Origin of the sequence: Aeromonas sp. QDB56, assembly GCF_027705505.1 — a bacterium.
GTDB classification, from domain to species: Bacteria; Pseudomonadota; Gammaproteobacteria; order Enterobacterales; family Aeromonadaceae; genus Aeromonas; species Aeromonas caviae.
This window is the reverse complement of the sequence record NZ_JAPDBZ010000046.1, coordinates 1-21071: the sequence shown is the minus strand read 5'-3', so window position 1 is coordinate 21071 and position 21071 is coordinate 1. Positions and strand designations below refer to the sequence as shown.

Below are 21071 nucleotides of genomic sequence, written 5' to 3'. Positions count from 1 at the left end.
CTCCTTGGTCCGAAAATGAATACACCGCCCGGAGGCGGTGTATTCATCATGGCAGGGTGTCAGGTCAGCTGACCGTGACAGTGCTTGTATTTTTTACCCGAACCACAGGGGCAGGGATCATTGCGCCCGATCTTCTGCTCGTCGCGCACGAAGGTGGTATGGCCCTCGCCCCCACCCGTATCCTCGTCAGCCAGCTGGTTTTCGGCCGTGGCATGGGTGTAGGTACGGGGAGCGGCTTCGGCCTGCTGGCGCTGCTGCTCTTCCATCGCCTCCACATCCCGCTCCTGCACCTGTACCCGGCTCAGGATGCTGACCACGTCGCGCTTGAGGGTTTCCAGCATCTGGGTGAACAGATCGAAGGATTCGCGCTTGTACTCCTGCTTGGGGTTCTTCTGGGCGTAGCCGCGCAGATGGATGCCCTGGCGCAGGTGATCCATGGCCGCCAGGTGCTCCTTCCACAGACCATCCAGCGTTTGCAGCATCACCGCCTTCTCGAAGTTGCGCAGCACCTCCTTGCCGACCAGCTCTTCCTTGTGGGCATAGAGCTTGGTGGCTTCATCCAGGATGCGTTCGCGCAGCTTCTCTTCATACAGCTTGTCGTCTTCCGCCAGCCACTGCTGCAGCGGCAGATCCAGGGCGAAATCGGACTTCAGACGCGCTTCCAGACCCGGCACGTCCCACATCTCTTCCAGGGACTGGGGCGGGATGTACTCATCGATGATGGCGCCGTAGACGTCGTCACGGATGACGTGAATGGTCTCGGAGATGTCGTTGGTGTCCAGCAGTTCGTTGCGCTGCTCGTAGACCACCTTGCGCTGATCGTTGGCCACGTCGTCAAACTCGAGCAGGTTTTTACGGATGTCGAAGTTGCGACCTTCCACCTTGCGCTGGGCATTCTCGATGGCCTTGGTCACCCAGGGATGCTCGATGGCCTCGCCCTCTTCCATGCCCAGCTTCTTCATCATGCCGGTCACGCGGTCGGAGGCGAAGATCCGCATCAGGGTATCTTCCATGGAGAGGTAGAAGCGGGAGGAACCCGGATCACCCTGACGACCGGAACGGCCGCGCAGCTGGTTGTCGATACGACGGGATTCATGGCGCTCGGTACCTATGATGTGCAGACCACCGGCGGCCAATACCGCATCGTGACGCACCTGCCAGGCCGCTTTCAGCTCGGCAATCTGCTCCTCGGTCGGGTTCTCCAACTGGGCGATTTCCGCCTGCCAGTTGCCGCCCAGCACGATGTCGGTACCACGACCGGCCATATTGGTGGCGATGGTGACGGCGCCGGTCTGGCCTGCCTGGGCGACTATCTCCGCTTCCATGGCGTGGAACTTGGCGTTCAGCACCTTGTGCGGGATATTTTCCTTGGTCAGGATGCCGGAAAGCAGCTCGGAGTTCTCGATGGAGACGGTACCGACCAGCACGGGCTGGCCGCGCTTCACGCACTCGCGGATGTCCTGCACGATGGCCGCATATTTCTCCTGGGCGGTCAGGTAGACCAGATCGCCCATGTCTTTGCGCACCATCGGCTTGTTGGTCGGGATGACCACGGTATCCAGGCCATAAATCTGCTGGAATTCAAAGGCTTCGGTATCGGCAGTCCCCGTCATGCCCGCCAGCTTGTCGTACAGACGGAAATAGTTCTGGAAGGTGATGGAGGCCAGGGTCTGGTTCTCGTTCTGGATCTTGACCCCTTCCTTCGCCTCGACCGCCTGGTGCAGACCGTCTGACCAGCGACGACCCGGCATGGTGCGGCCGGTGTGCTCGTCGACGATGACGATCTCGTCCTTCTGGACGATGTAGTCGACGTTGCGCTCGAACAGGGTGTGCGCACGCAGGCCGGCATTGACGTGATGCAGCAGGCTGATGTTGGTGGCGGAGAACAGGGAGTCATCCTCGGCCAGCAGTCCCTCTTTCTTGAGCAGCTCTTCCACGAAGATCTGGCCGTTTTCGGTCAGCAGCGCCTGGCGGTTCTTCTCGTCCACCGTGTAGTGGCCGTCGCCGGTGTACTCCTCGGAGTCTTCCTTGTCCTGCTTGACCAGCAGCGGGATCAACTTGTTGATCTGGGTGTACATGGCGGAGCTGTCTTCCGCCGGACCGGAGATGATGAGCGGGGTGCGGGCTTCATCGATGAGCACCGAGTCCACCTCATCCACCAGCGCGTAGTTGAGCGGACGCTGTACGCGCTGCTCCGGCGAGAATGCCATGTTGTCGCGCAGGTAGTCGAAACCGAATTCGTTGTTGGTACCGTAGGTGATGTCGGCAGCGTAGGCATCGCGCTTCTGGGACGCATCCATGCCGGGCACGTTGCAGTCCACCGTCATGCCGAGGAAGGCGAACAGCGGGCGGTTGGCTTCCGCATCACGCTTGGCCAGATAGTCGTTCACCGTCACGACGTGCACACCGCGGCCGGTCAGGGCGTTCAGGTAGGCCGGCAGGGTGGCCGTCAGGGTTTTACCTTCACCTGTCTTCATTTCGGCGATGCGGTTGGAGTTCAGCACCATGCCGCCGATCAGCTGGACGTCGAAGTGACGCATGCCGAACACACGGCGGGAGGCTTCACGGACGGTGGCGAACGCTTCCGGCAGCAACTGCTCCAGTGTTTCGCCCTGCTCCAGACGTTGACGGTACTCGGCGGTCTTCGCCTGCAGTTCCTGATCGGACAGTGCCTCGAATTGAGGTTCCATCGCATTGATTTGTTTTACAATTTTGCGCAAAGCCTTGAGCGTTCTGTCGTTCCGGCTGCCGATAATCTTGGTGAGCAGTGTGCTAATCATGGGTACCAACTGTTTTGGTTATATAAGCGTTCCGTCACTGGAACCTGAAGAAAAAACCTAACCCCGTCTGGCATTCAGAAAGCGCGCGGGGTTGACCTGACGACCATCTTTCAACACTTCGTAATGCAAATGAACTCCGGTTGCACGACCGGTTCGCCCCATCAGGGCAATCTTCTGGCCCTCATCGACCAGGGTGCCCACATCCACCAGCAACTTGGAATTGTGGGCATAGCGGGTGACCAGACCATTGCCATGGTCAATCTCCACCATGTTGCCAAACTCCGGATGGCGCCCCGCCCAGCTGACAATCCCCTTGCCTGTCGCCAGGATGGGGGTGCCGGGCCTGCCGCGGAAATCCACCCCTTTGTGCATCTTGGCGCGACCGTTGAACGGATCGACCCGCCCACCGAAACCGGAGGAGATCCAGACACGCTCCTGCTTGACCGGTGAGCCGGGGATGAAACCCGCATCGGTGATATGGTGGTTCATGATGAAGGATTCAAGTACCGACAGCTGTTCTTCGCGGCTGCTGAGCTGACGGCTGAGGTGTTCCATGGAATCTTGCAGTTCACCCAGGCTGACTTCCAGGTCTGCATCGTAGGAAGGGCCGCCCATCGGGGGCAGCTCCTTGAAGTTGAACTCCTCGGGATCGAGGTCCGCCTTCTCGGTCAGGCGCTCGCCGAGGGCGTTGAGGCGACCAAGTTGTCCCTGCATGGTGCCCACCTGGGCGGCCAGCATGGCAAGCTGTTCGCGGGCTTCATCGGCCCCTTGCGTGGATTTTTGCTGCTGCGCCAGGGTCAGCGCCACTTCCAGCGCCTCCATTTTCTGCTGCCAGCTCTGCCAGAGCCAGCCGCCCCCCAAGGCCAATACAGTGAAGAGAATACCGCCGACCCAGGCCAGCCGTTGTTTGGGTAAGTGCAACCTGCGGCGCTGCTTACCGTGGAGGATCAGGGTAATACTCATAGAAATCTGTCTTCTCGGTCAGGTGAGGCCAAAGGCCTGCACGGGCAATAAAACCGGGAGATAATCGGTATTAAAGGATGGAATAAACAAATGACAGGACGTCGGTGCGGAGAGATGACCGACGTCCTGTTGCACAGCTATCAGGCCAGAACCAGACCGTTGTCGTAGTAAGCGATAGGCGCTTTGTCGCCCTCACCCTCGAAGGTCACCAGTTCCCAGGCCTCCTGCTGGGCCAGCAGGGCACGCAGCAGCTTGTTGTTCAGGGCATGGCCCGTCTTGTAGGCACGGAATTCACCGATGATACTGCGATTGCACATGTACAGATCGCCGATGGCATCCAGCATCTTGTGCTTCACGAACTCGTCTTCGTAGCGCAGACCATCTTCGTTCAGCACCCGGTAGTCATCCAGCACCACGGCGTTTTCCAGGCTGCCGCCCAGTGCCAGGTTCTGGGAACGCAGGTACTCGATGTCACGCATGAAGCCGAAGGTACGGGCACGGCTGATCTCTTTCACGAAGGAGCTGCCGGAGAAGTCCAGCACGCAACGCTGGTTGCGGCCTTCAAACACCGGATGCTGGAAATCGATCTCGAGATCCATCTTGAAGCCGTTGCGGTAGGGGTGGAATTCCGCCCACTTGTCGCCGTCTTCAACCCGGATGCTCTGCTTGATCCGCACGAACTGCTTAGGTGCGTTCTGTTCACGAATACCCACTTCCTGCAGCAGATAGATGAACGGATGCGCACTGCCGTCCATTACCGGGATCTCGGGGGCATCAACCTCGACATAGAGGTTGTCGATGCCCATCCCGGCCAGAGCGGCAGACAGGTGTTCGATGGTCGACACGCGAACACCGGCTTCGTTCACCAGAGCGGTACAAAGCACGGTATCACGCACCTGATCGGCGTTGGCTGGCAGCGCGACCACAGGATTCAGATCGGTACGCAAGTAAACGATCCCTGTGTTAACAGGCGCCGGACGGAACGTCATAGTGACTTTCCGGCCCGAATGCAGGCCCACACCGGTGGCCTGGACACTCGTTTTCAAGGTTCTTTGTCTAATCATGGGCGTATCCGCTTTAACAGCTCAAATTCCTGACCAGATGGTCGTTGCCGGGCCATCTTAGCACAATCCTTAAGCAACAAACAAACCAGAGCCATCAGAGGCTTAGTCTGCCTGCTTGCGCAGGAACGCAGGAATATCGAGATAATCCGGTTCGCGACGAGCTTGCGGCTCGGCGTTCACCACCTTGGCCGGGGCCTCTTCCATCACGCGAGACTGCAGGGCTTCGCTGATCAGGGGCTGACGAGCCGGACGCTCTTGAACCATGTTGTTCTTGACCAGAGTGATGTCGGGCTTGCGCTCGGCACCGATACCGGTCGCCACTACGGTAACGCGCAGTTCGTCGTGCATTTCCGGGTCGATTACGGTACCCACCACCACGGTGGCGTTCTCGGACGCGAAGGCCTTGACCGCGTTACCCACGGTCTCGAACTCTTCGATGGTCATGTCCATGCCGGCAGTGATGTTGACCAGGATGCCGCGGGCACCGGCCAGATCCACGTCTTCCAGCAGCGGGCTGGAGATGGCCTTCTCGGCCGCTTCTTCGGCACGGTCGTCACCGGAGGCGGAGCCGGTACCCATCATGGCGGTACCCATCTCGCGCATCACGGTCCGCACGTCCGCGAAGTCGACGTTGATGAGGCCCGGGCGGGTGATCAGTTCGGCGATGCCTTGCACCGCACCCAGCAGCACGTCGTTGGCCGCCTTGAAGGCGTCCAGCAAGGAGATGCCGCGACCCAGTACCTTCAGCAACTTGTCGTTGGGGATGGTGATCAGGGAGTCGACGTTCTTGGAGAGCTCTTCGATGCCGTGAGCGGCGAAGCCCATCCGCTTCTTCCCTTCGAAGGAGAACGGCTTGGTCACGACGGCAACGGTCAGGATACCCATCTCGCGGGCCACTTCGGCCACGATCGGTGCAGCACCTGTACCAGTACCACCACCCATGCCGGCAGCGATGAACACCATGTCGGAACCGGTCAGCAGCTCGCGCAGCGCTTCCCTGTCTTCCATGGCGGCGTCACGACCCACTTCCGGGTTGGCCCCGGCACCCAAACCCTTGGTGATGCCACCGCCGATCTGCAAGGTGGTATTGGCACTGGAGTTGCGCAGTGCCTGGGCGTCGGTGTTCACGGTGATGAACTCGACCCCTTCGATGTTTTGACGAACCATGTGCTCGACTGCGTTGCCGCCGCCGCCACCCACACCTATCACCTTGATGACGGCTTCGTCAGTGTGGCTATCCATAAATTCAAACATGTTGTCTCTCCGCTTTATTTGCCTGACTCAGCAAAATCTTTAGAACTCGCCACGCAACCAGTTGCTGACCCGTTTGACCAGCCCACCTACGCTTGCCTTGGCGGCATATTCCTTGTTACTGCCGGTGGATTGGTTGGTGCGGCCGTACTGCAACAACCCGACCGCAGTCGAGTACACCGGTGCCTGTACGTAGTCACTCAATCCCCGGATATTCATGGGCTCGCCCACCCGGACCTGGCTCTGGAAGATCTGCTCTGCGCACTCCACAATGCCTTCGATCTGGGCCGCGCCACCGGTCAAGACCACACCGGCGGCCAGCTGATGCTTGACCCCCTGTGCCTTCAATTCGCTCTGCACCCGCACCAGCTCGTCATTCACCATGGAGAGCAACTCGGTGTAACGGGGTTCAATCACTTCCGCCAGTGTCTGCCGTTGCAGGCTGCGCGCCGGGCGACCGCCGACACTGGGCACTTCGATATTGTCTTCCTTGCTGACCAGGCGGCCGAGGGCACAGCCATAGCGCACCTTGATCGCCTCCGCATCCAGCGGCGGCGTGCCGAAGGCATAGGCGATGTCGCTGGTCACCGTGCTGCCCGCATAGGGAATCACCTTGGTGTGGCGCAGGGCGCCGCCGGTAAACAGCGACATGTCCATGGTGCCACCACCGATGTCCACCACGCAGACACCAAGCTCCTTCTCGTCTTCGGTCAGCACGGCGTAGCTGGAGGCCAGGGCGGAGAAGATCAGTTGATCCACCCGCAGACCCACCTTCTCAACGCACTTCTCGATGTTGCGCGCCATGTCGTTGTGGCAGGTGATGAGATGCACCTTGGCTGCCATCCGCACGCCGGAGAGGCCGACCGGGTTCTTGATCCCTTCCTGATAGTCGATGGCGAACTCCTGGGGCAGCACGTGCAGCACCCGGAGCTCGTCAGACAACCGCACCGACTTGGCGGTGTGGATGACGTTGTCCACATCCTCCTGGGTCACCTCTTTGTCGGAGATGGGCACCATGCCGGTCTCGTTGCGGCAATCGATGTGCTTGCCGGACAGCCCCAGATAGACAGAACTGATCTGGCAGTCTGCCATCATCTCGGCCTCTTCCACCGCGCGGCGCAGGGACTTGACCACGGAGTCGAGGTCATTGACCCCGCCCTTCTCCATACCGCGAGAAGCGTGGCTGCCCATGCCGATGACATTGAGTTCGCCATCAGGCAATACTTCGCCAACCAGTACCGCCACCTTGGTCGTGCCGATATCCAGTCCGACAATCAAATTTCTATCTGCGGTGTTGGTCATTCACTTTCTCTTCGCTTTTCTTCCAGCCAACTGCCATCCCGGTGTCGTATCGAAGATCCACGTAAGCAACCCGCTCACGGGGCTCGATGACCGGAAAGGCATCGATAAACCGCTGCAGACGAAGCGCGATATCCGAGCGCCCCACAAACAGCTGAATGTTGCCATCCAGGGTCAGTTCCCAGGCATGGCGGGGGGTCAGATTCACCCCCAGCAACTTGTATCCCTTGGCCGCCAGCAGCGTTTCGTACTGATGGCTGGCTTCCAGCACCTTGGCGGCCTGATCATCGGGCCCGGACAACTGCATCAGGGGCTTCTTCACCCTGTCCGGGGCACTGAATACCTCACCCTTGGTGTTGACGAAGCGGTTACCGTTCCAGCGAGCCGCCACATCCTGTTCCGTGAGATAGACCTTGATCTTGTTCGGCCACTTCTTTCGTACCGAGACCTGGGCCACCCAGGGCAGAGCGTTCAGACGCGCCTGCAATTCGTTCACATCCAGCTCGAAGAAGTTGCGAAGTTCGGCACCATCCAGCACGGCAGCACGCAACTCATCGGCCTTCAAATATTCGTGTTGCCCCTGCAGCAACAGCTCGCTCATGGGCAACCGACTGGCATCCGTCAGCCAGTCTTTAACATCCAGCGCCGTCTGGTAGAGCCCCCACATGACCAGGATGAAAAATGCCACCCCGGCGATGAAGCCCCCCTTGGTGCGCCCTTGTGCCCTTGCCTCCACCCGATCGATCCCCGTAAAACGCGCCATGCCGGTCACTTGCAGACCGGTTCGCCATTATATAGGCCTCGGCTTGGCGGTCAAAATACTCATTGGGCCCTCAGGCACCGGATTTCATGCTATCCACGCTCAATTTCATCTCGCCGAGACGACGGGCCAGCGCACCGACGTTACCCGCCCCCTGGGTCAATACCAGATCCCCCTCGCCAATCAGGTCGGCCAGCACCGCGGGCACATCGTCCGGCGTTGCGACAAAGATGGGCTCCAGGGTGCCGCGGGAGCGGATGGAACGGCACAGGGCACGACCATCGGCACCGGGAATGGGCTCCTCACCGGCGGCATAGACCTCCAGCATCACCAGCACGTCCACCTTGGAAAGCACATCCGCGAAATCTTCGTAGAGATCCCGGGTACGGCTGTAGCGGTGCGGCTGGAACACCATCACCAGCCGCTTCTCGGGCCAGCCGGCGCGAGCGGCGTTGATGGTCACCTTCACTTCGCTCGGGTGATGACCGTAATCGTCCACCAGCATGGCCTTGCCACGGCCGGTTTCAAACTCGCCATATTGCTGGAAGCGGCGCCCCACCCCTTCAAACTTGGAAAGTGCCTGGATGATGGCCTCGTCGCCGATGCCGTCTTCAGTTGCCACCGCGATGGCGGCGGCGGCGTTGAGGGCGTTGTGGATGCCCGGCAGATTCAGGGTCACCTCCAGCTCACCCGCCCCTGCACGGCGCACCCGGAAGCGGCTGCGATTGCTGGTCTGCACGAAGTCCAGCACCTGCACATCGGCATCATCGCTCAGACCGTAGGTGAGGGTAGGACGGGCGATCTCCGGCAGCATGCCGCGGATCACGGGGTCATCCACGCACACCACGGCCAGGCCGTAGAACGGCAGATTGTGCAGGAAATCGATGAAGGTGGCCTTCAACCTGGAGAAATCGCCACCATAGGTGTCCATGTGGTCCGCTTCGATATTGGTCACGATGGAAACCATGGGTTGCAGATGCAGGAAGGAGGCGTCGCTCTCGTCCGCCTCGGCAATCAGATAACGGCTGCTGCCCAGGCGGGCATTGGTGCCGGCGCTGTTGAGCAGACCGCCGATGACGAAGGTGGGGTCGCGATCCGCCTCGGCATAGATGCTCGCCACCAGACTGGTGGTGGTGGTCTTGCCGTGGGTCCCGGCAATGGCGATGCCGTGACGGAAGCGCATCAGCTCAGCCAGCATTTCGGCGCGGCGCACCACGGGAATACGCAGCTCGCGGGCAGCCAGCAGCTCGGGGTTGTCCTGCTTGATGGCGGTGGAAACCACCACCACGCTGGCACCGTCCACATGCTCGGCACTGTGACCGACAAAAATGTGTGCGCCCAAAGAGGCCAGGCGTTCGGTCACCCCGTTGCGGGCCAGATCAGAGCCGGTCACCTGATACCCTTCATTGGCAAGCACTTCCGCAATACCGCCCATACCGGCGCCACCGATGCCGATGAAGTGGATGCGACGCACGCGGCGCATTTCGGGGATAACGGTACGCAGTTTTGCCAGTTCAACCTTGGTCATAGTTCTTTCTCAATTCGTGGCCACAGGCCATTTTCATTCGGCGACATTCATCAGTTCGAAGACAGAAGCGGGGCCTTGGCGGCACATCTTGGCCTTCCATCTCGTTTGGCTCAGCCGGTGGCGAGCCGTTTGCACTCATCGGCAACCCGTTCGGCAGCATCGATGATGGCGACCCGGCGCGCGGCCTGGGCCATGTTCAACAGGGTTTCCCTGCGCCCGGCGAGCCAGGATAGGCGCGACGCCAGCGCCGCCGGTGTCAGCTCGGACTGGGGCAGGAACTCGGCCGCTCCGCCGTCGACCAGGGTCAGGGCGTTGCGGGTCTGGTGATCGTCCACCGCATGGGGCAGGGGCACGAAGATGGCGGCCACACCGGCAGCGGCCACTTCGGAGACGGTCAATGCGCCGGCGCGGCACACCACCAGGTCAGCCCAGGCATAGGCATCCGCCATGTCCTTGATAAATTCACTCACCTCGGCCTCGACCCCCAGCCCGGCATAGGAGGCAGCCACGGCCTCCCCGTTGCCCTTGCCGCACTGGTGACGCACCTCGATGGGCACACCGGCAGCTGCAACCGCAGGAGGCACCTGCTCGTTGAGGACCCTGGCCCCCAGGCTGCCACCGACCACAAGCAGGCGCAGAGGATCGCTGCTGCTGCGCAGTTGGGGATCCGGCAGCGCCACCACCTCGGGGCGCACCGGGTTGCCCACCACGGCGGTACGGGCATTGGGGGCGAAGGCACCCGGGAAGGCCATCAGTACCCGCCTGGCGATACGGGCCAGCAGCTTGTTGGTCAGGCCGGCGGCGGCATTCTGCTCGTGCAGCAGCAGCGGAATGCCGGACAGCCAGGCGGCCACGCCACCCGGGCCGGAGGCGAAGCCCCCCATGCCCAGCACCACATCGGGCTGGATGGTCTTGAGCACCTGGCGGGCCTGCAGCACGGATTTGATGACACGGTAGGGCGCCGCGAGCAGCCGTTTGATGCCGTTGCCACGCACCCCCTGGATGTCGATGAAGGAGATGGGATAACCATGGGCAGGCACCAGCTCCGCCTCCATCCGATCGGCAGTACCGAGCCAGTGGATGGTCCAGCCCTGGGCCTTGAGGCGATCGGCGACGGCCAGGCCGGGGAACACATGCCCCCCGGTACCACCCGCCATCACCAGTAACGTCTTGCTCACGCAACCTCCCGCACGCGCGCCTGGGCACTTGCCTGGCGCAACTCGAAATCGATACGAATCAACATGCTCACCGCCACCATCATGATGATGAGACTGGAGCCGCCATAACTGACCAGCGGCAGGGTCAGCCCCTTGGTAGGCATCATGCCGCTGGCGGCACCGACGTTGACGAAAGTCTGGAAGCTGAACCAGATGCCGATGCCGATGGCCAGATAGCCTTCATAGAGCCGCTCGGCCACCAGCGCCTGGTGACCCAGCTTGAGCGCCTTCACTGCCAGCGCAAAAATCAGGAAGAGTGCGCCAAGCACCCCCACGTAGCCCAGCTCTTCGCCCAGAATGGCGAACACGAAGTCGGTGTGGGCCTCCGGCAGGTACTCCATCTTCTGGATGGAGTTGCCGAGCCCCTCGCCAAACCAGCTCCCCCGACCAAAGGCCATCAGGGACTGGGTCAGCTGATAGCCGCTGCCAAAGGGATCGGCCCAGGGGTCAAGGAAGGAGGTCACCCGCCGCATCCGGTAGGGCTCCGCGATGATCAGGGTCACCACGGCGCTCACCCCCACCAGGATGAGACCGATGAACTGCACCAGCCGGGCACCGGCCAGGAACAGCATCCCGAGGGAGGTGACGAACATCACCACCACTGACCCGAGATCCGGCTGGGCCAGCAGCAGGATGGCCACCACGAACAGCACCGCCATGGGTTTCATGAAACCGATGAAGCGTTCGCGCACCTCGCTCTGGCGGCGCACCAGATAGCCCGCCAGATAGACGAACAGCGCCAGCTTGCCGAACTCAGCCGGCTGCAGGTTGAAGGGGCCCAGCGGCAGCCAGCGTACCGAACCGTTGACGCTGCGGCCCACCAGCAACACCATCACCAGCAGCACGATGGCCAGCAACAACATGGGGCCGTTGTAGTGCTGCCAGCGTGCCATGGGTACCTGCAACACGAACCAGGAGATACCCAGCGCCATCACCAGGAACATGCCGTGGCGCTTCACGAACATGAAGGGATCGTTGTTGATGGCGATCCCCTCAGGAATGGAAGCGGACGCCACTATCACCAGCCCGACGCCCATCAGGGCGAGGGCCAGCACCACCAGCTGCCGATCGTAGAGGCCGGCAGGGCGCGCCGGTAGCAACCAGCGCTGCAAGAATCCTGCGACGGCGCGAAGGGCGTTCATAAGCCCATCACCAGTTCGGTGAAGCGATCGCCGCGCGCTTCAAAGGATTTGAACTGATCCAGGCTCGCGCAGGCCGGCGCCAGCAGCACCCAGTCACCGGGCCTGGCATCGACCGCCGCCTTGGCGACAGCAGCGTCAAGATCGGCAACCCGCTCGGTCTGTTCGCCCAGGGCCAGCAGCACCTCGGCATCCTGGCCAAAGCAGTACATGTGATCGATCTGGCTGCCGAGCAGGGCCTGCACCGGGCCGAAGTCCTGCCCCTTGCCCTGGCCACCGGCCAGCAGCAGCAGGCGGCCCTTGACCGCTTCACGTACCCCGGCCACGGCGGCCAGGGTCGCCCCCACGTTGGTGGCCTTGGAGTCGTTGATCCAGCGCACCCCATTTACCTCCCGCACGAAGCGGGCACGGTGAGGCAGGCCTTCAAAGCGGCGCAGCACGGCAAGTTGTGCCTCGCGGGGAATGCCCACCGCATCGCACAGGGCCATGGCCGCCAGGGCATTGGCCTGGTTGTGGGCACCCACTATCTTCATCTCGTCCACCGCCAGGAGCGGCTCGCCGTGCAAGGTCAGCCAGTGACGGCCCTCCAGCTCGCAGCGACCGTAGCCGTTGCAGTCGAGGCCGAAACTCTGCCACACCTGACCCACATCGGGCAGGGTCTGGGGATCGTCGCGATTGATCAGGATGTGCTGGGAGTGCTGATGGATCTCCATCTTGGCGGCGCGGTAATCCGCCATGCCGGCATAGCGATCCATATGATCTTCACTGAGGTTCAGGACCACGGAGGCGGCGGCCCGCAGGCTGTAGGTGGTCTCGAGCTGGAAGCTGGAGAGCTCCAGCACGCAGAGATCCATGGGCTGCTTGAGGAGTGACAGCGCCGGGGTGCCAATATTGCCCCCCACACCGACCTTGAGTCCCGCCTCGGCGATCATCTCACCCACCAGGGTGGTGACCGTGCTCTTGCCGTTGGAGCCGGTGATGGCGATGACGGGCGTCTGGGTTTCACGTACGAACAGTTCGATGTCACCGACGATGCGCACCCCGAACTCGGCGGCGGCCTTCAACTCCGGAGTCGCCAGGGCGATGCCCGGGCTCGCCACTATCATGTGCGCCTGCTTGAGTCGCTCCGCGTCCAGCCCGTGGATGAGCTCCACCTCGGGGGGAAGCTCGTCCTTGCCCGGCGGATTGGCACGGGTGTCCATCACCAGCGGCGTGACGCCGCGGTCGAGGAAGTAATCGACGCAGGAGAGTCCGGTTTTGCCGAGTCCGATGATGATGACCATGGCTTACCTCACCTTCAGGGTGGCGAGGCCAAGCAGCACCAGCATGAGGGTGATGATCCAGAAGCGCACGATGACGCGCGGCTCCGGCCAGCCCTTCTTCTCATAGTGGTGATGGATGGGGGCCATGCGGAAGATCCGCACGCCGCGCAGTTTGTAGGATCCGACCTGCAGGATCACCGAGACGGTCTCCATCACGAAGACGCCCCCCATGATCACCAGCAGGAACTCCTGGCGAACCAGCACCGCGATGGTACCGAGCGCGCCGCCCAGGGCCAGGGAACCGACGTCCCCCATGAAGACCTGGGCCGGGTAGGTGTTGAACCAGAGGAAACCCAGGCCCGCGCCCACAATAGCGGTACAGACGATCACCAGCTCGGAGGTGTAGGGCACGTAGGGAATGTGCAGGTAGTTCGCGAAGTTGACGTTGCCGGTCGCCCAGGCGATCAGGGCGAAGCCTCCCGCCACCATCACGGTCGGCATGATGGCCAAACCATCCAGGCCATCGGTCAGGTTGACTGCGTTGGAGGTACCGACGATGACGAAGTAGGTCAGCAGGATGAACATCAGGCCGAGCTGGGGCATCACATCCTTGAGGAAGGGGACCACCAGTTGGGTCTGGCCATCGTGGGTGGCCGTGGCGTAGAGGAAGACCGCCACACCCAGCGCGACCGCGGACTGCCAGAAGTACTTCCAGCGGGCGATGAGGCCGTCGGTGTTCTTGCGCACCACCTTGAGATAGTCATCGGCAAAACCGATGGCGCCATAGGCCCCCAGCACGAACAGCACCAGCCAGACATAGGGGTTGTCGAGACGGCACCAGAGCAGCACAGAAGTGAAGATGGCGGCAATGATCATCAGGCCGCCCATGGTCGGGGTGCCCTTCTTGCTGAGGTGGGATTCGGGACCGTCGTTGCGGATCACCTGGCCGAACTTCATGATCTGCAGGCGACGGATGAGGCGCGGCCCCATCCAGAGCGCCACCACCAGACCGGTGATGATCGACAGGATGGCGCGAAACGTCAGATAGGAGAAAACGTTGAAGAAGGTGAAGTGCGGGGTGAGCAGTTCCGCCAGCCAGACTAGCATGTGGCTGACTCCTGATGGCCCTTGACCATCTCGACAATATCTTCCATGCGGGAGCCACGGGCGCCCTTGACCAGAATCGAAATTTCCTGATGTGTCTTTATCATTTGCGCAAGCACTTCAAACAACGACGCCTTGTTATCGAAATGTCGGCCAGCCGCGGCATCTGCGGTGTGGCGACTCTGTTCCCCTACGGTCAGCACGGCATCGAGGCCCTGCTCACGGGCGTGGTATCCGACCCGTGCATGCTGCGCGGCGGACTCCTCACCCAACTCTTTCATGTCACCGAATACCAGCACCTTGTAGCCGTTCATGGCGGTCAGGGCATCGATACCCGCCAGCACGGACTCCACGCTGGCGTTGTAGGTGTCATCCACCAAGGTGAGGCCACCCCAGCGTTGTACGCAGAAACGGCCCTTGACCGGCGCCATCTGCTCCAGCCCCGCCTTGACGGACGCAAGCGATGCGCCCAGCGCCAGGGTCCCGGCGGCAGCAGCCAGGGCGTTGGCCACGTTGTGGCGACCCGGAATGGCCAGAGTCAGGTTCACCTCTCCCTGGGGCGTCACCATCACGAACCCGGCACAACCCTGCTCGTTGAGCACGATGTCGCGGGCGTGGAACGGCTGACGCTGATCCTCGAGGGAGAAGGCGCACTGGATGCCCTTTTCACGCCACTTCGGCCAGAACTCGTTGTCGGCATTGACGATGGCGGTGCCGCCCTCGCCTAACCCTTCGAAGATTTCGCTCTTGGCATGGAACACCCCTTCCAGGGAGCCAAAGCCTTCCAGGTGCGCGGCAGCGACGTTGTTGATGATGGCGGCGTCGGGTCTGGCAAGCGACGTGGTCCAGGCGATCTCGCCCGGGTGGTTGGCTCCCAGCTCCATCACCGCGAACTGGTGTTGCGGCTCGAGGCGCAGCAGGGTCAGCGGCACCCCCACCTCGTTGTTGAAGTTGCCGGCGGTGGCCAGCACCTCCCCTTCACAGCGCAGGATGGCCGTCGCCATCTCCTTCACCGTGGTTTTGCCACAGCTGCCGGTGATGGCGAGCACTTTCGGATTGATGCGCTCGCGCACCAGCCTGCCCAGACGCCCAAGCCCCTTGAGGGTGTTGCCCACCACCAGTTGTGGAATGGCCAGCGGCAATTCGCGCTCTACCAGCAGGGCACTGGCGCCGACGGCAACTGCCTGGTCGCAGAAATCGTGGGCGTCGAAACGCTCGCCGCGCAGGGCCACGAACAGCGCCCCCGCGCCCAGGGTACGGGTGTCGGTGCTGACCGCCGTGATCTCATGGTCGCCCCCGATCAGACGGGCATCGAGCACCTGCGCCAGGTCGGCAAGCCTGAGGGTCATCATTTGAATGACTCCATTAATGTGTGCAAGGCGGCTGCGACGGTTTCCCGATCGCTGTAGTGCCGCTTGTCGGTTCCAATGATCTGATAATCCTCGTGGCCTTTGCCGGCCACCAGGATGATGTCCTCTTTGCTCGCTTGACTCAGTGCCAGCTGGATTGCCTTGGTCCTGTCGTGCTCAATCTGCACGGCGCCGGGATCGCGAAGACCCGCCACCATGTCGGCCATGATCCGGGCCGGCTCCTCGGTACGGGGATTGTCGTCGGTCAGGATCACGCAGTCCGCATGCAGCTCCGCCATGGCAGCCATCATGGGACGCTTGCCGCGATCCCTGTCGCCGCCGCATCCCACCAGGCACCAGAGCCGGCCGTGACAGTGCACCCGCAGGGCCTGCAATGCCTTCTCCAGCGCATCCGGGGTGTGGGCGTAATCGACCACGGCGAGCGGCGCATCGCCACCGCCGAAGCACTCCATGCGACCGGTCACCGGTTGCAGTCTGGGGGCCGTCGCCAGCAGGTCATCGAAGTCGTAGCCGAGCACCAGCATGGCGCCCATGGCACCCAGCACGTTGCTGACGTTGAAGCGGCCGAGCAAGGGGGCGGATAATACACCATTCCCCCAGCTGGAGTTAATGCGCGTATCAAAACCTTGTTGGTGGAAATGGGGATCCTGCGCCGTCAGTTGTCGTCCGGCATGGTTTTCAATCGGACCATGAACCCCGAAGGCCACCGCACCGGGATAGGTCGCCAGCCATTGCCGTCCCAGATGATCATCGGCGTTGATGACGGCGCAAGGCTCATCCACCAGCTTCAGCAGCTCTTCCTTGGCGGCGGCATAGGCCTCCATGGTACCGTGATAGTCCAGATGATCCCGGCTCAGGTTGGTGAAGACTGCCGCGGCAAACGGCAGGGCCACCACACGATGCTGCACCAGACCGTGGCTGGAGACCTCCATCGCCACCAGATCGGCCCCCTGCAGCTGCAAGGCGGCCAGATTGGCCTGCACCTGGACCGCGCTGCCCGTGGTGTTCTCTGCTTCGATGAGCTCGCCGAACAGACCGTTGCCTATGGTGCCCATGACCCCGGCCTTGCCCCCCAGCAGGGTGCGCCAGTTGGCCACCAGCAGGGCCGTGGTGCTTTTGCCGTTGGTGCCCGTGATGCCCACCAGTTGCAGCTTTTGCGCAGGGTGACCGTAGAAATGGCCGGCCAGCTCGGAGAGACGAGCAGGAAGATCCCTCATGCCGATGCAGGGGATCTGGGTCGCCGGAGGGACGAATTCTCCGTCCTCCTCAAACAGCACGGCGGTCGCTCCCTGAGCCACCGCCTGTTCGATGAAGCGCCTGCCATCCACCTGATGGCCACGAATCGCCACGAAGAGCGAGCCGGGACCGACCCGCCGACTGTCGAGCTGGAGATCGGTGAGGGAAAGCGCCGGGGCATCGATGCCGAAGCGGCTCATCAGTTGATCAAGTGTGCGGGGCGGCATGAGAAGCCTCCGAAAATGCGGGAATGCGGGCGCTCGTACACGCCATGGAAAACGCCCCGACAGCAGCGGGGTCGATGGAAAAAGCCGGATGCCCGTCAAGTACGCGGTGCGCCATTGTTGGCCTCCGTGCGGGCAAGCTTGGCGGGTACCTCGGGCGGGATCGCATCAGGACGGATGTTGAAGAGCTGCAACACGCCTCCCATGGCCTCCGCAAAGGGCGGGGTCGCCACGGCACCGCCGTAGTAGGCATCCCCCTTGGGTTCGTTAATCACCACCACCATGACGAAACGGGGATTGCTGGCCGGCGCGAAACCGGCAAACCAGGCCATGTAGTCCTTGCCATAGCCCCCAGCCACGGCCACCTTGGCGGTACCACTCTTGCCACCGACCCGATAACCGGGGATCTGGGCCTTGGGAATGGCATTGCTGACCACGTACTCCAGCGCCTGCAACATGGCAGCGGCGTTGTTGTGATCGATGACCTGCTCACCCTTGGGCGGCTTGGTCACCTTGATGATGGAGAGCGGAACCCGCTTGCCCTTGTTGGCCAGGGTGGCGTAGGCGGAGGCCAGCTGCAGCGGGGTCACTCGCAGACCATAACCGAACGACAGGGTGGCTCGCTCGATGTCGGACCAGCGGCGACGCTGGGGCAGCATGCCGCTGCTCTCCCCCATCAGGCCGCTGCCGGTGTCCATGCCGAAGCCCACCATGCTCAGGGTGTTGATCATCTCCTGGGCCGGCATCCGCAGCGCGATGCGCGACATGCTGATGTTGGAGGAGTAGCGCAGGATGTCGTAAAGGTTGGTCGCCTTGTGGATACTCACGTCACGGATCTGCTTGGCCCCGATGAAGAGGGGGCCGCCCGGGATGAAGTCCTTCCAGCTGGTGACACCGGCTTGCAAGGCACTAAGCAGAATCAATGGCTTGACCGTGGAGCCCGGCTCATAGGTATCGGTCACCACCCGGTTTCGCACCCGGAAACTCTGGTATTGGCCACGGTTGTTCGGGTTGTAGGAGGGGGTGTTGACCATGGCGAGCACCTCGCCGGTCTTCACATCCAGCATCACCATGGAGCCGGAGGTGGCCTTGTTCTCGTCGGTAGCCCGTTTGAGGGCGCGATAGGCCAGCGCCTGCACCCGCTGATCGATGCTCAGTTGCAGATCGTTGGCGTGTTTGCCCTCTTTCACCAGGCCCAGGCGCTCAATGACGCGGCCCTGCCTGTCCTTGCGCACCCTCATCTCGCCAGGGGTTGCGGTCAGCCACTCGTTGTAGCTGCGCTCAATCCCCTCGATGCCGCTGCCATCGATGTTGGTCACCCCCACCAGGTGGGAGCTTATCTCGCCGGTCGGGTAGAAACGGCGCGCCTCGGGGCGCAGATAGATGCCCCCCAGCTTCAACCCCTTGATGTACTCGGCCACAGCAGGCGTCACCTGCCGCTGCAGATAGACGAAGCGCTTGCTCGGGTTGGCGATGCGATGCTTGAGGGTGTTGATGTCGAGCTTGAGCACGGCGGAGAGTGCCAGCCAGGCACGCTCGTTGTGGATGGCACCGGACTCATGCACCGTCTTGGGATCGGCCCAGACCGCTTCGACCGGCACGGATACCGCCAACTGTTCGCCATTGCGGTCCGTGATCATGCCGCGCACCGCCTGGGTGGAGGTGGTGCGCAGGGAGCGCATGTCCCCCTCCTGGCGCAGTCTGTCCGGATCGATCACCTGGATCCAGGCCAGCCGCAGGATCAGCCCCGCAAACGCGATGCCGATGAAGAAAACCAGGGTACGAAAGCGCCACGGGTAGAGTGAGGGTGCTTTCGCCTTGGCTTTGTCCTTTGCCGGAGCCTTGGTGGCGGCCTTGCGTGTCATGGTTGTGTAATTACCTTTTCAGTGGTCACCAGGGGACGAGCCATCTGCAACTTGTCCATGGCCAGACTCGCCACCCGGGAGTGCTCAGCCAGTGTGCCCTGTTCCAGCAAGAGGTGGCGCCACTCGATGTTGAGCCTGTCCTCCTCCGCCATCAGATCGTTCTGCTTGGCCGCCAGACCCCGGGTCATGTTGGTCACCAGGATCACCGCAAAGGCGGTGACCAGCACGGCGACGGTCAACAGGACCTGCAACTTGTGGCGCCAGAGATCCGCAACGATCTCCCTGGCGAGGTGAACGCGCACATCGCTCATCGCTTACTCCGCAAGACGCTCTGCGACCCGCAGCACCGAGCTGCGGGACCGGGTGTTTTCATTGACCTCGTGGTCGGAAGGCTTGAGCGCCTTGCCGATCGACTTCAGCTTGCGACCACCGGCAAGCTGGGCTTCGGTCAGGGGGATCCCGTGGGGTACTTCCGGACCTTTCTCATGCTTGCGAATAAAATGCTTCACCAGCCGATCTTCCAGAGAGTGGAAGCTGATGACGGAGAGACGACCGTGAGGAGCCAGCACGTCCAGCGCGCCGTTGAGGGCGGTTTCGATCTCGTCCAGCTCGCTGTTGATATAGATGCGGATGGCCTGGAAGCTGCGGGTCGCCGCGTGCTTTCCCTTCTCCTTACTCGGGTTGACCCGGGCAATCATCTCCGCCAGCTGGCGGGTGCGCACATAGGGCTCGGTCACCCGATCGTGCACGATGGCGCGAGCAATCTTCTTGGCGAAGCGCTCCTCACCGAAGGTTTTCAGCACCCAGGCGATGTCGTCCACATCGGCACGGGCCAGCCACTCGGCGGCACTCTGACCGGAGGTGGGATCCATTCTCATGTCGAGCGGGCCGTCCTTCATGAAGCTGAAGCCACGCTCGGCATCGTCAAGCTGGGGGGAGGAGACACCGAGATCCAGCAGGAAGCCATCGACCTTGCCCAGCAGGCCGCGCTCGGTCAGATAGCGGGTGATGCCGGAGAAGGGACCGTGCACGATCTCGAAACGGGGATCCTGGATCTTGGCCGCCTCGGCAATGGCCTGGGGATCCCGGTCGATGGCGATCAGACGGCCATTGGGGCCCAGATGCTGGAGAATGAGACGAGAGTGACCACCCCGGCCAAAGGTGCCGTCGACGTAGATACCGTCCGGCTTGATGGCCAGCCCTTCGACGGCTTCGTGCAACAGCACTGTGATGTGTTCAGCGGCTTGGGTCATTTATAAAGAAAAATCCTGTAGTCGTGGTGAACTTGCCCAGTCGTCCTCGGGCAGGCCCAGGATGTCGTCGTTGATCTGTTGTTGCCAGCGGGCTTCATCCCACAGCTCGAATTTGTTGAGCTGGCCCACCAGCATGACTTTCTTGTCTAGCCCGGCATGGCTGCGCAGCGGCTGGCTGAGCAGCAGACGGCCATTGCCATCCAGTTCGCATTCGGCCGCGTGGCCGAGCAGCAGACGCTGCAGGCGGCGTTCTGCCGGGTTGGTGCTGGAAAGGGTCTTCAGCTTGCGCTCCACCTCTTCCCATTCATTCAGGGGATAAAGCAGCAGACAGGGATGGGCGATGTCGATGGTGCAGACCAGCTGGCCGTCGCACTCGTCGCGCAGCCAATCACGAAATTTGGTCGGAATCGCCAACCGCCCCTTGCTGTCCAGGCTGATGGCGTGAGCGCCACGCAACAAATTGCAGTCCCCGAAAGGTGAGTTATGGGGGCTAGATGCCCAATAAAACCACTTTGATCCACTTTTCTCCACCATGAAGTTTAAGGACGAGCAGGGGGCTTTTCAAGCAAGGATCTCGGGCATGGGGAACATATTGACGCAGCGTGATGGGACTCATGTACAGGATCTTTAGCGCCAACCAATTGAAATAGATATAAAAAAGGCTTCGTTTGTGATCTAAGGAAAGTGCGAACAAGTATCCCAAGAACAAAAAATGAAAATTTTAGTCATTTAATATCAATGGGTTACCAGTAAATG

17 protein-coding genes are annotated in these 21071 nt (G+C 61.8%); all 17 read right to left on the bottom strand.

The genetic code is table 11. The features are described from left to right. Positions 1-59 precede the first annotated feature (59 nt). The 17 genes from secA to mraZ all read right to left on the bottom strand — a co-directional run bounded on the left by secA (position 60) and on the right by mraZ (position 20774). Positions 60-2780 carry a preprotein translocase subunit SecA gene (secA, locus tag OKB81_RS09585; RefSeq protein ID WP_160837908.1) on the bottom strand — a complete coding sequence of 907 codons (2721 nt, stop codon included), beginning with the start codon at positions 2778-2780 and terminating at the stop codon, positions 60-62. Positions 2781-2837: 57 nt separating this feature from the next. Continuing rightward, complete coding sequence (locus OKB81_RS09580) at positions 2838-3743, bottom strand: M23 family metallopeptidase (protein ID WP_039040495.1); 906 nt, start codon at positions 3741-3743, stop codon at positions 2838-2840. A gap of 140 nt (positions 3744-3883) precedes the next feature. After that, entirely contained in the window at positions 3884-4807 is a 924-nt protein-coding gene (lpxC, locus tag OKB81_RS09575) for a UDP-3-O-acyl-N-acetylglucosamine deacetylase (protein ID WP_010675831.1), read from the bottom strand. Positions 4808-4909: 102 nt separating this feature from the next. After that, positions 4910-6061, bottom strand: a complete 1152-nt coding sequence (ftsZ, locus tag OKB81_RS09570) for a cell division protein FtsZ (protein ID WP_005305686.1) — start codon at positions 6059-6061, stop codon at positions 4910-4912. A gap of 39 nt (positions 6062-6100) precedes the next feature. Beyond that, positions 6101-7360 (bottom strand): cell division protein FtsA, encoded by a 1260-nt coding sequence (ftsA, locus tag OKB81_RS09565; protein WP_160837910.1) that lies wholly within the window; start codon positions 7358-7360, stop codon positions 6101-6103. Continuing rightward, a complete protein-coding gene (locus OKB81_RS09560; protein ID WP_029314839.1) occupies positions 7341-8093 on the bottom strand; it encodes a cell division protein FtsQ/DivIB in 753 nt (250 codons plus the stop codon). The genes ftsA and OKB81_RS09560 overlap by 20 nt, the downstream gene beginning before the upstream one ends. A gap of 97 nt (positions 8094-8190) precedes the next feature. Beyond that, positions 8191-9645 carry a UDP-N-acetylmuramate--L-alanine ligase gene (gene murC, locus OKB81_RS09555; protein ID WP_041211792.1) on the bottom strand — a complete coding sequence of 485 codons (1455 nt, stop codon included), beginning with the start codon at positions 9643-9645 and terminating at the stop codon, positions 8191-8193. Between the two features lie 110 nt (positions 9646-9755). Continuing rightward, positions 9756-10823, bottom strand: coding sequence for an undecaprenyldiphospho-muramoylpentapeptide beta-N-acetylglucosaminyltransferase (gene murG, locus OKB81_RS09550; protein WP_010675835.1), 1068 nt, complete (start codon positions 10821-10823; stop codon positions 9756-9758). Next, positions 10820-12004 carry a cell division protein FtsW gene (gene ftsW, locus OKB81_RS09545; protein WP_043154095.1) on the bottom strand — a complete coding sequence of 395 codons (1185 nt, stop codon included), beginning with the start codon at positions 12002-12004 and terminating at the stop codon, positions 10820-10822. The genes murG and ftsW overlap by 4 nt, the downstream gene beginning before the upstream one ends. Then, positions 12001-13284, bottom strand: a complete 1284-nt coding sequence (gene murD, locus OKB81_RS09540) for a UDP-N-acetylmuramoyl-L-alanine--D-glutamate ligase (RefSeq protein WP_041211794.1) — start codon at positions 13282-13284, stop codon at positions 12001-12003. The genes ftsW and murD overlap by 4 nt, the downstream gene beginning before the upstream one ends. 3 nt (positions 13285-13287) lie before the next feature. Then, positions 13288-14370, bottom strand: coding sequence for a phospho-N-acetylmuramoyl-pentapeptide-transferase (mraY, locus tag OKB81_RS09535; protein ID WP_010675838.1), 1083 nt, complete (start codon positions 14368-14370; stop codon positions 13288-13290). Continuing rightward, positions 14364-15719 (bottom strand): UDP-N-acetylmuramoyl-tripeptide--D-alanyl-D-alanine ligase, encoded by a 1356-nt coding sequence (locus OKB81_RS09530; RefSeq protein ID WP_160837912.1) that lies wholly within the window; start codon positions 15717-15719, stop codon positions 14364-14366. Before OKB81_RS09530 ends, mraY begins: the two co-directional genes overlap by 7 nt. Next, a complete protein-coding gene (gene murE, locus OKB81_RS09525) occupies positions 15716-17200 on the bottom strand; it encodes a UDP-N-acetylmuramoyl-L-alanyl-D-glutamate--2,6-diaminopimelate ligase (RefSeq protein WP_160837914.1) in 1485 nt (494 codons plus the stop codon). The genes OKB81_RS09530 and murE overlap by 4 nt, the downstream gene beginning before the upstream one ends. Positions 17201-17295: 95 nt before the next feature. Beyond that, positions 17296-19062, bottom strand: a complete 1767-nt coding sequence (locus OKB81_RS09520) for a penicillin-binding transpeptidase domain-containing protein (protein ID WP_270805219.1) — start codon at positions 19060-19062, stop codon at positions 17296-17298. Continuing rightward, positions 19059-19373 carry a cell division protein FtsL gene (ftsL, locus tag OKB81_RS09515; protein ID WP_160837916.1) on the bottom strand — a complete coding sequence of 105 codons (315 nt, stop codon included), beginning with the start codon at positions 19371-19373 and terminating at the stop codon, positions 19059-19061. The genes OKB81_RS09520 and ftsL overlap by 4 nt, the downstream gene beginning before the upstream one ends. Positions 19374-19376: 3 nt before the next feature. Then, positions 19377-20315 (bottom strand): 16S rRNA (cytosine(1402)-N(4))-methyltransferase RsmH, encoded by a 939-nt coding sequence (gene rsmH, locus OKB81_RS09510; protein WP_042015088.1) that lies wholly within the window; start codon positions 20313-20315, stop codon positions 19377-19379. Continuing rightward, a complete protein-coding gene (gene mraZ / locus OKB81_RS09505; protein ID WP_039040489.1) occupies positions 20316-20774 on the bottom strand; it encodes a division/cell wall cluster transcriptional repressor MraZ in 459 nt (152 codons plus the stop codon). It lies immediately after the preceding gene. Between the last annotated feature and the right edge of the window lie 297 nt (positions 20775-21071).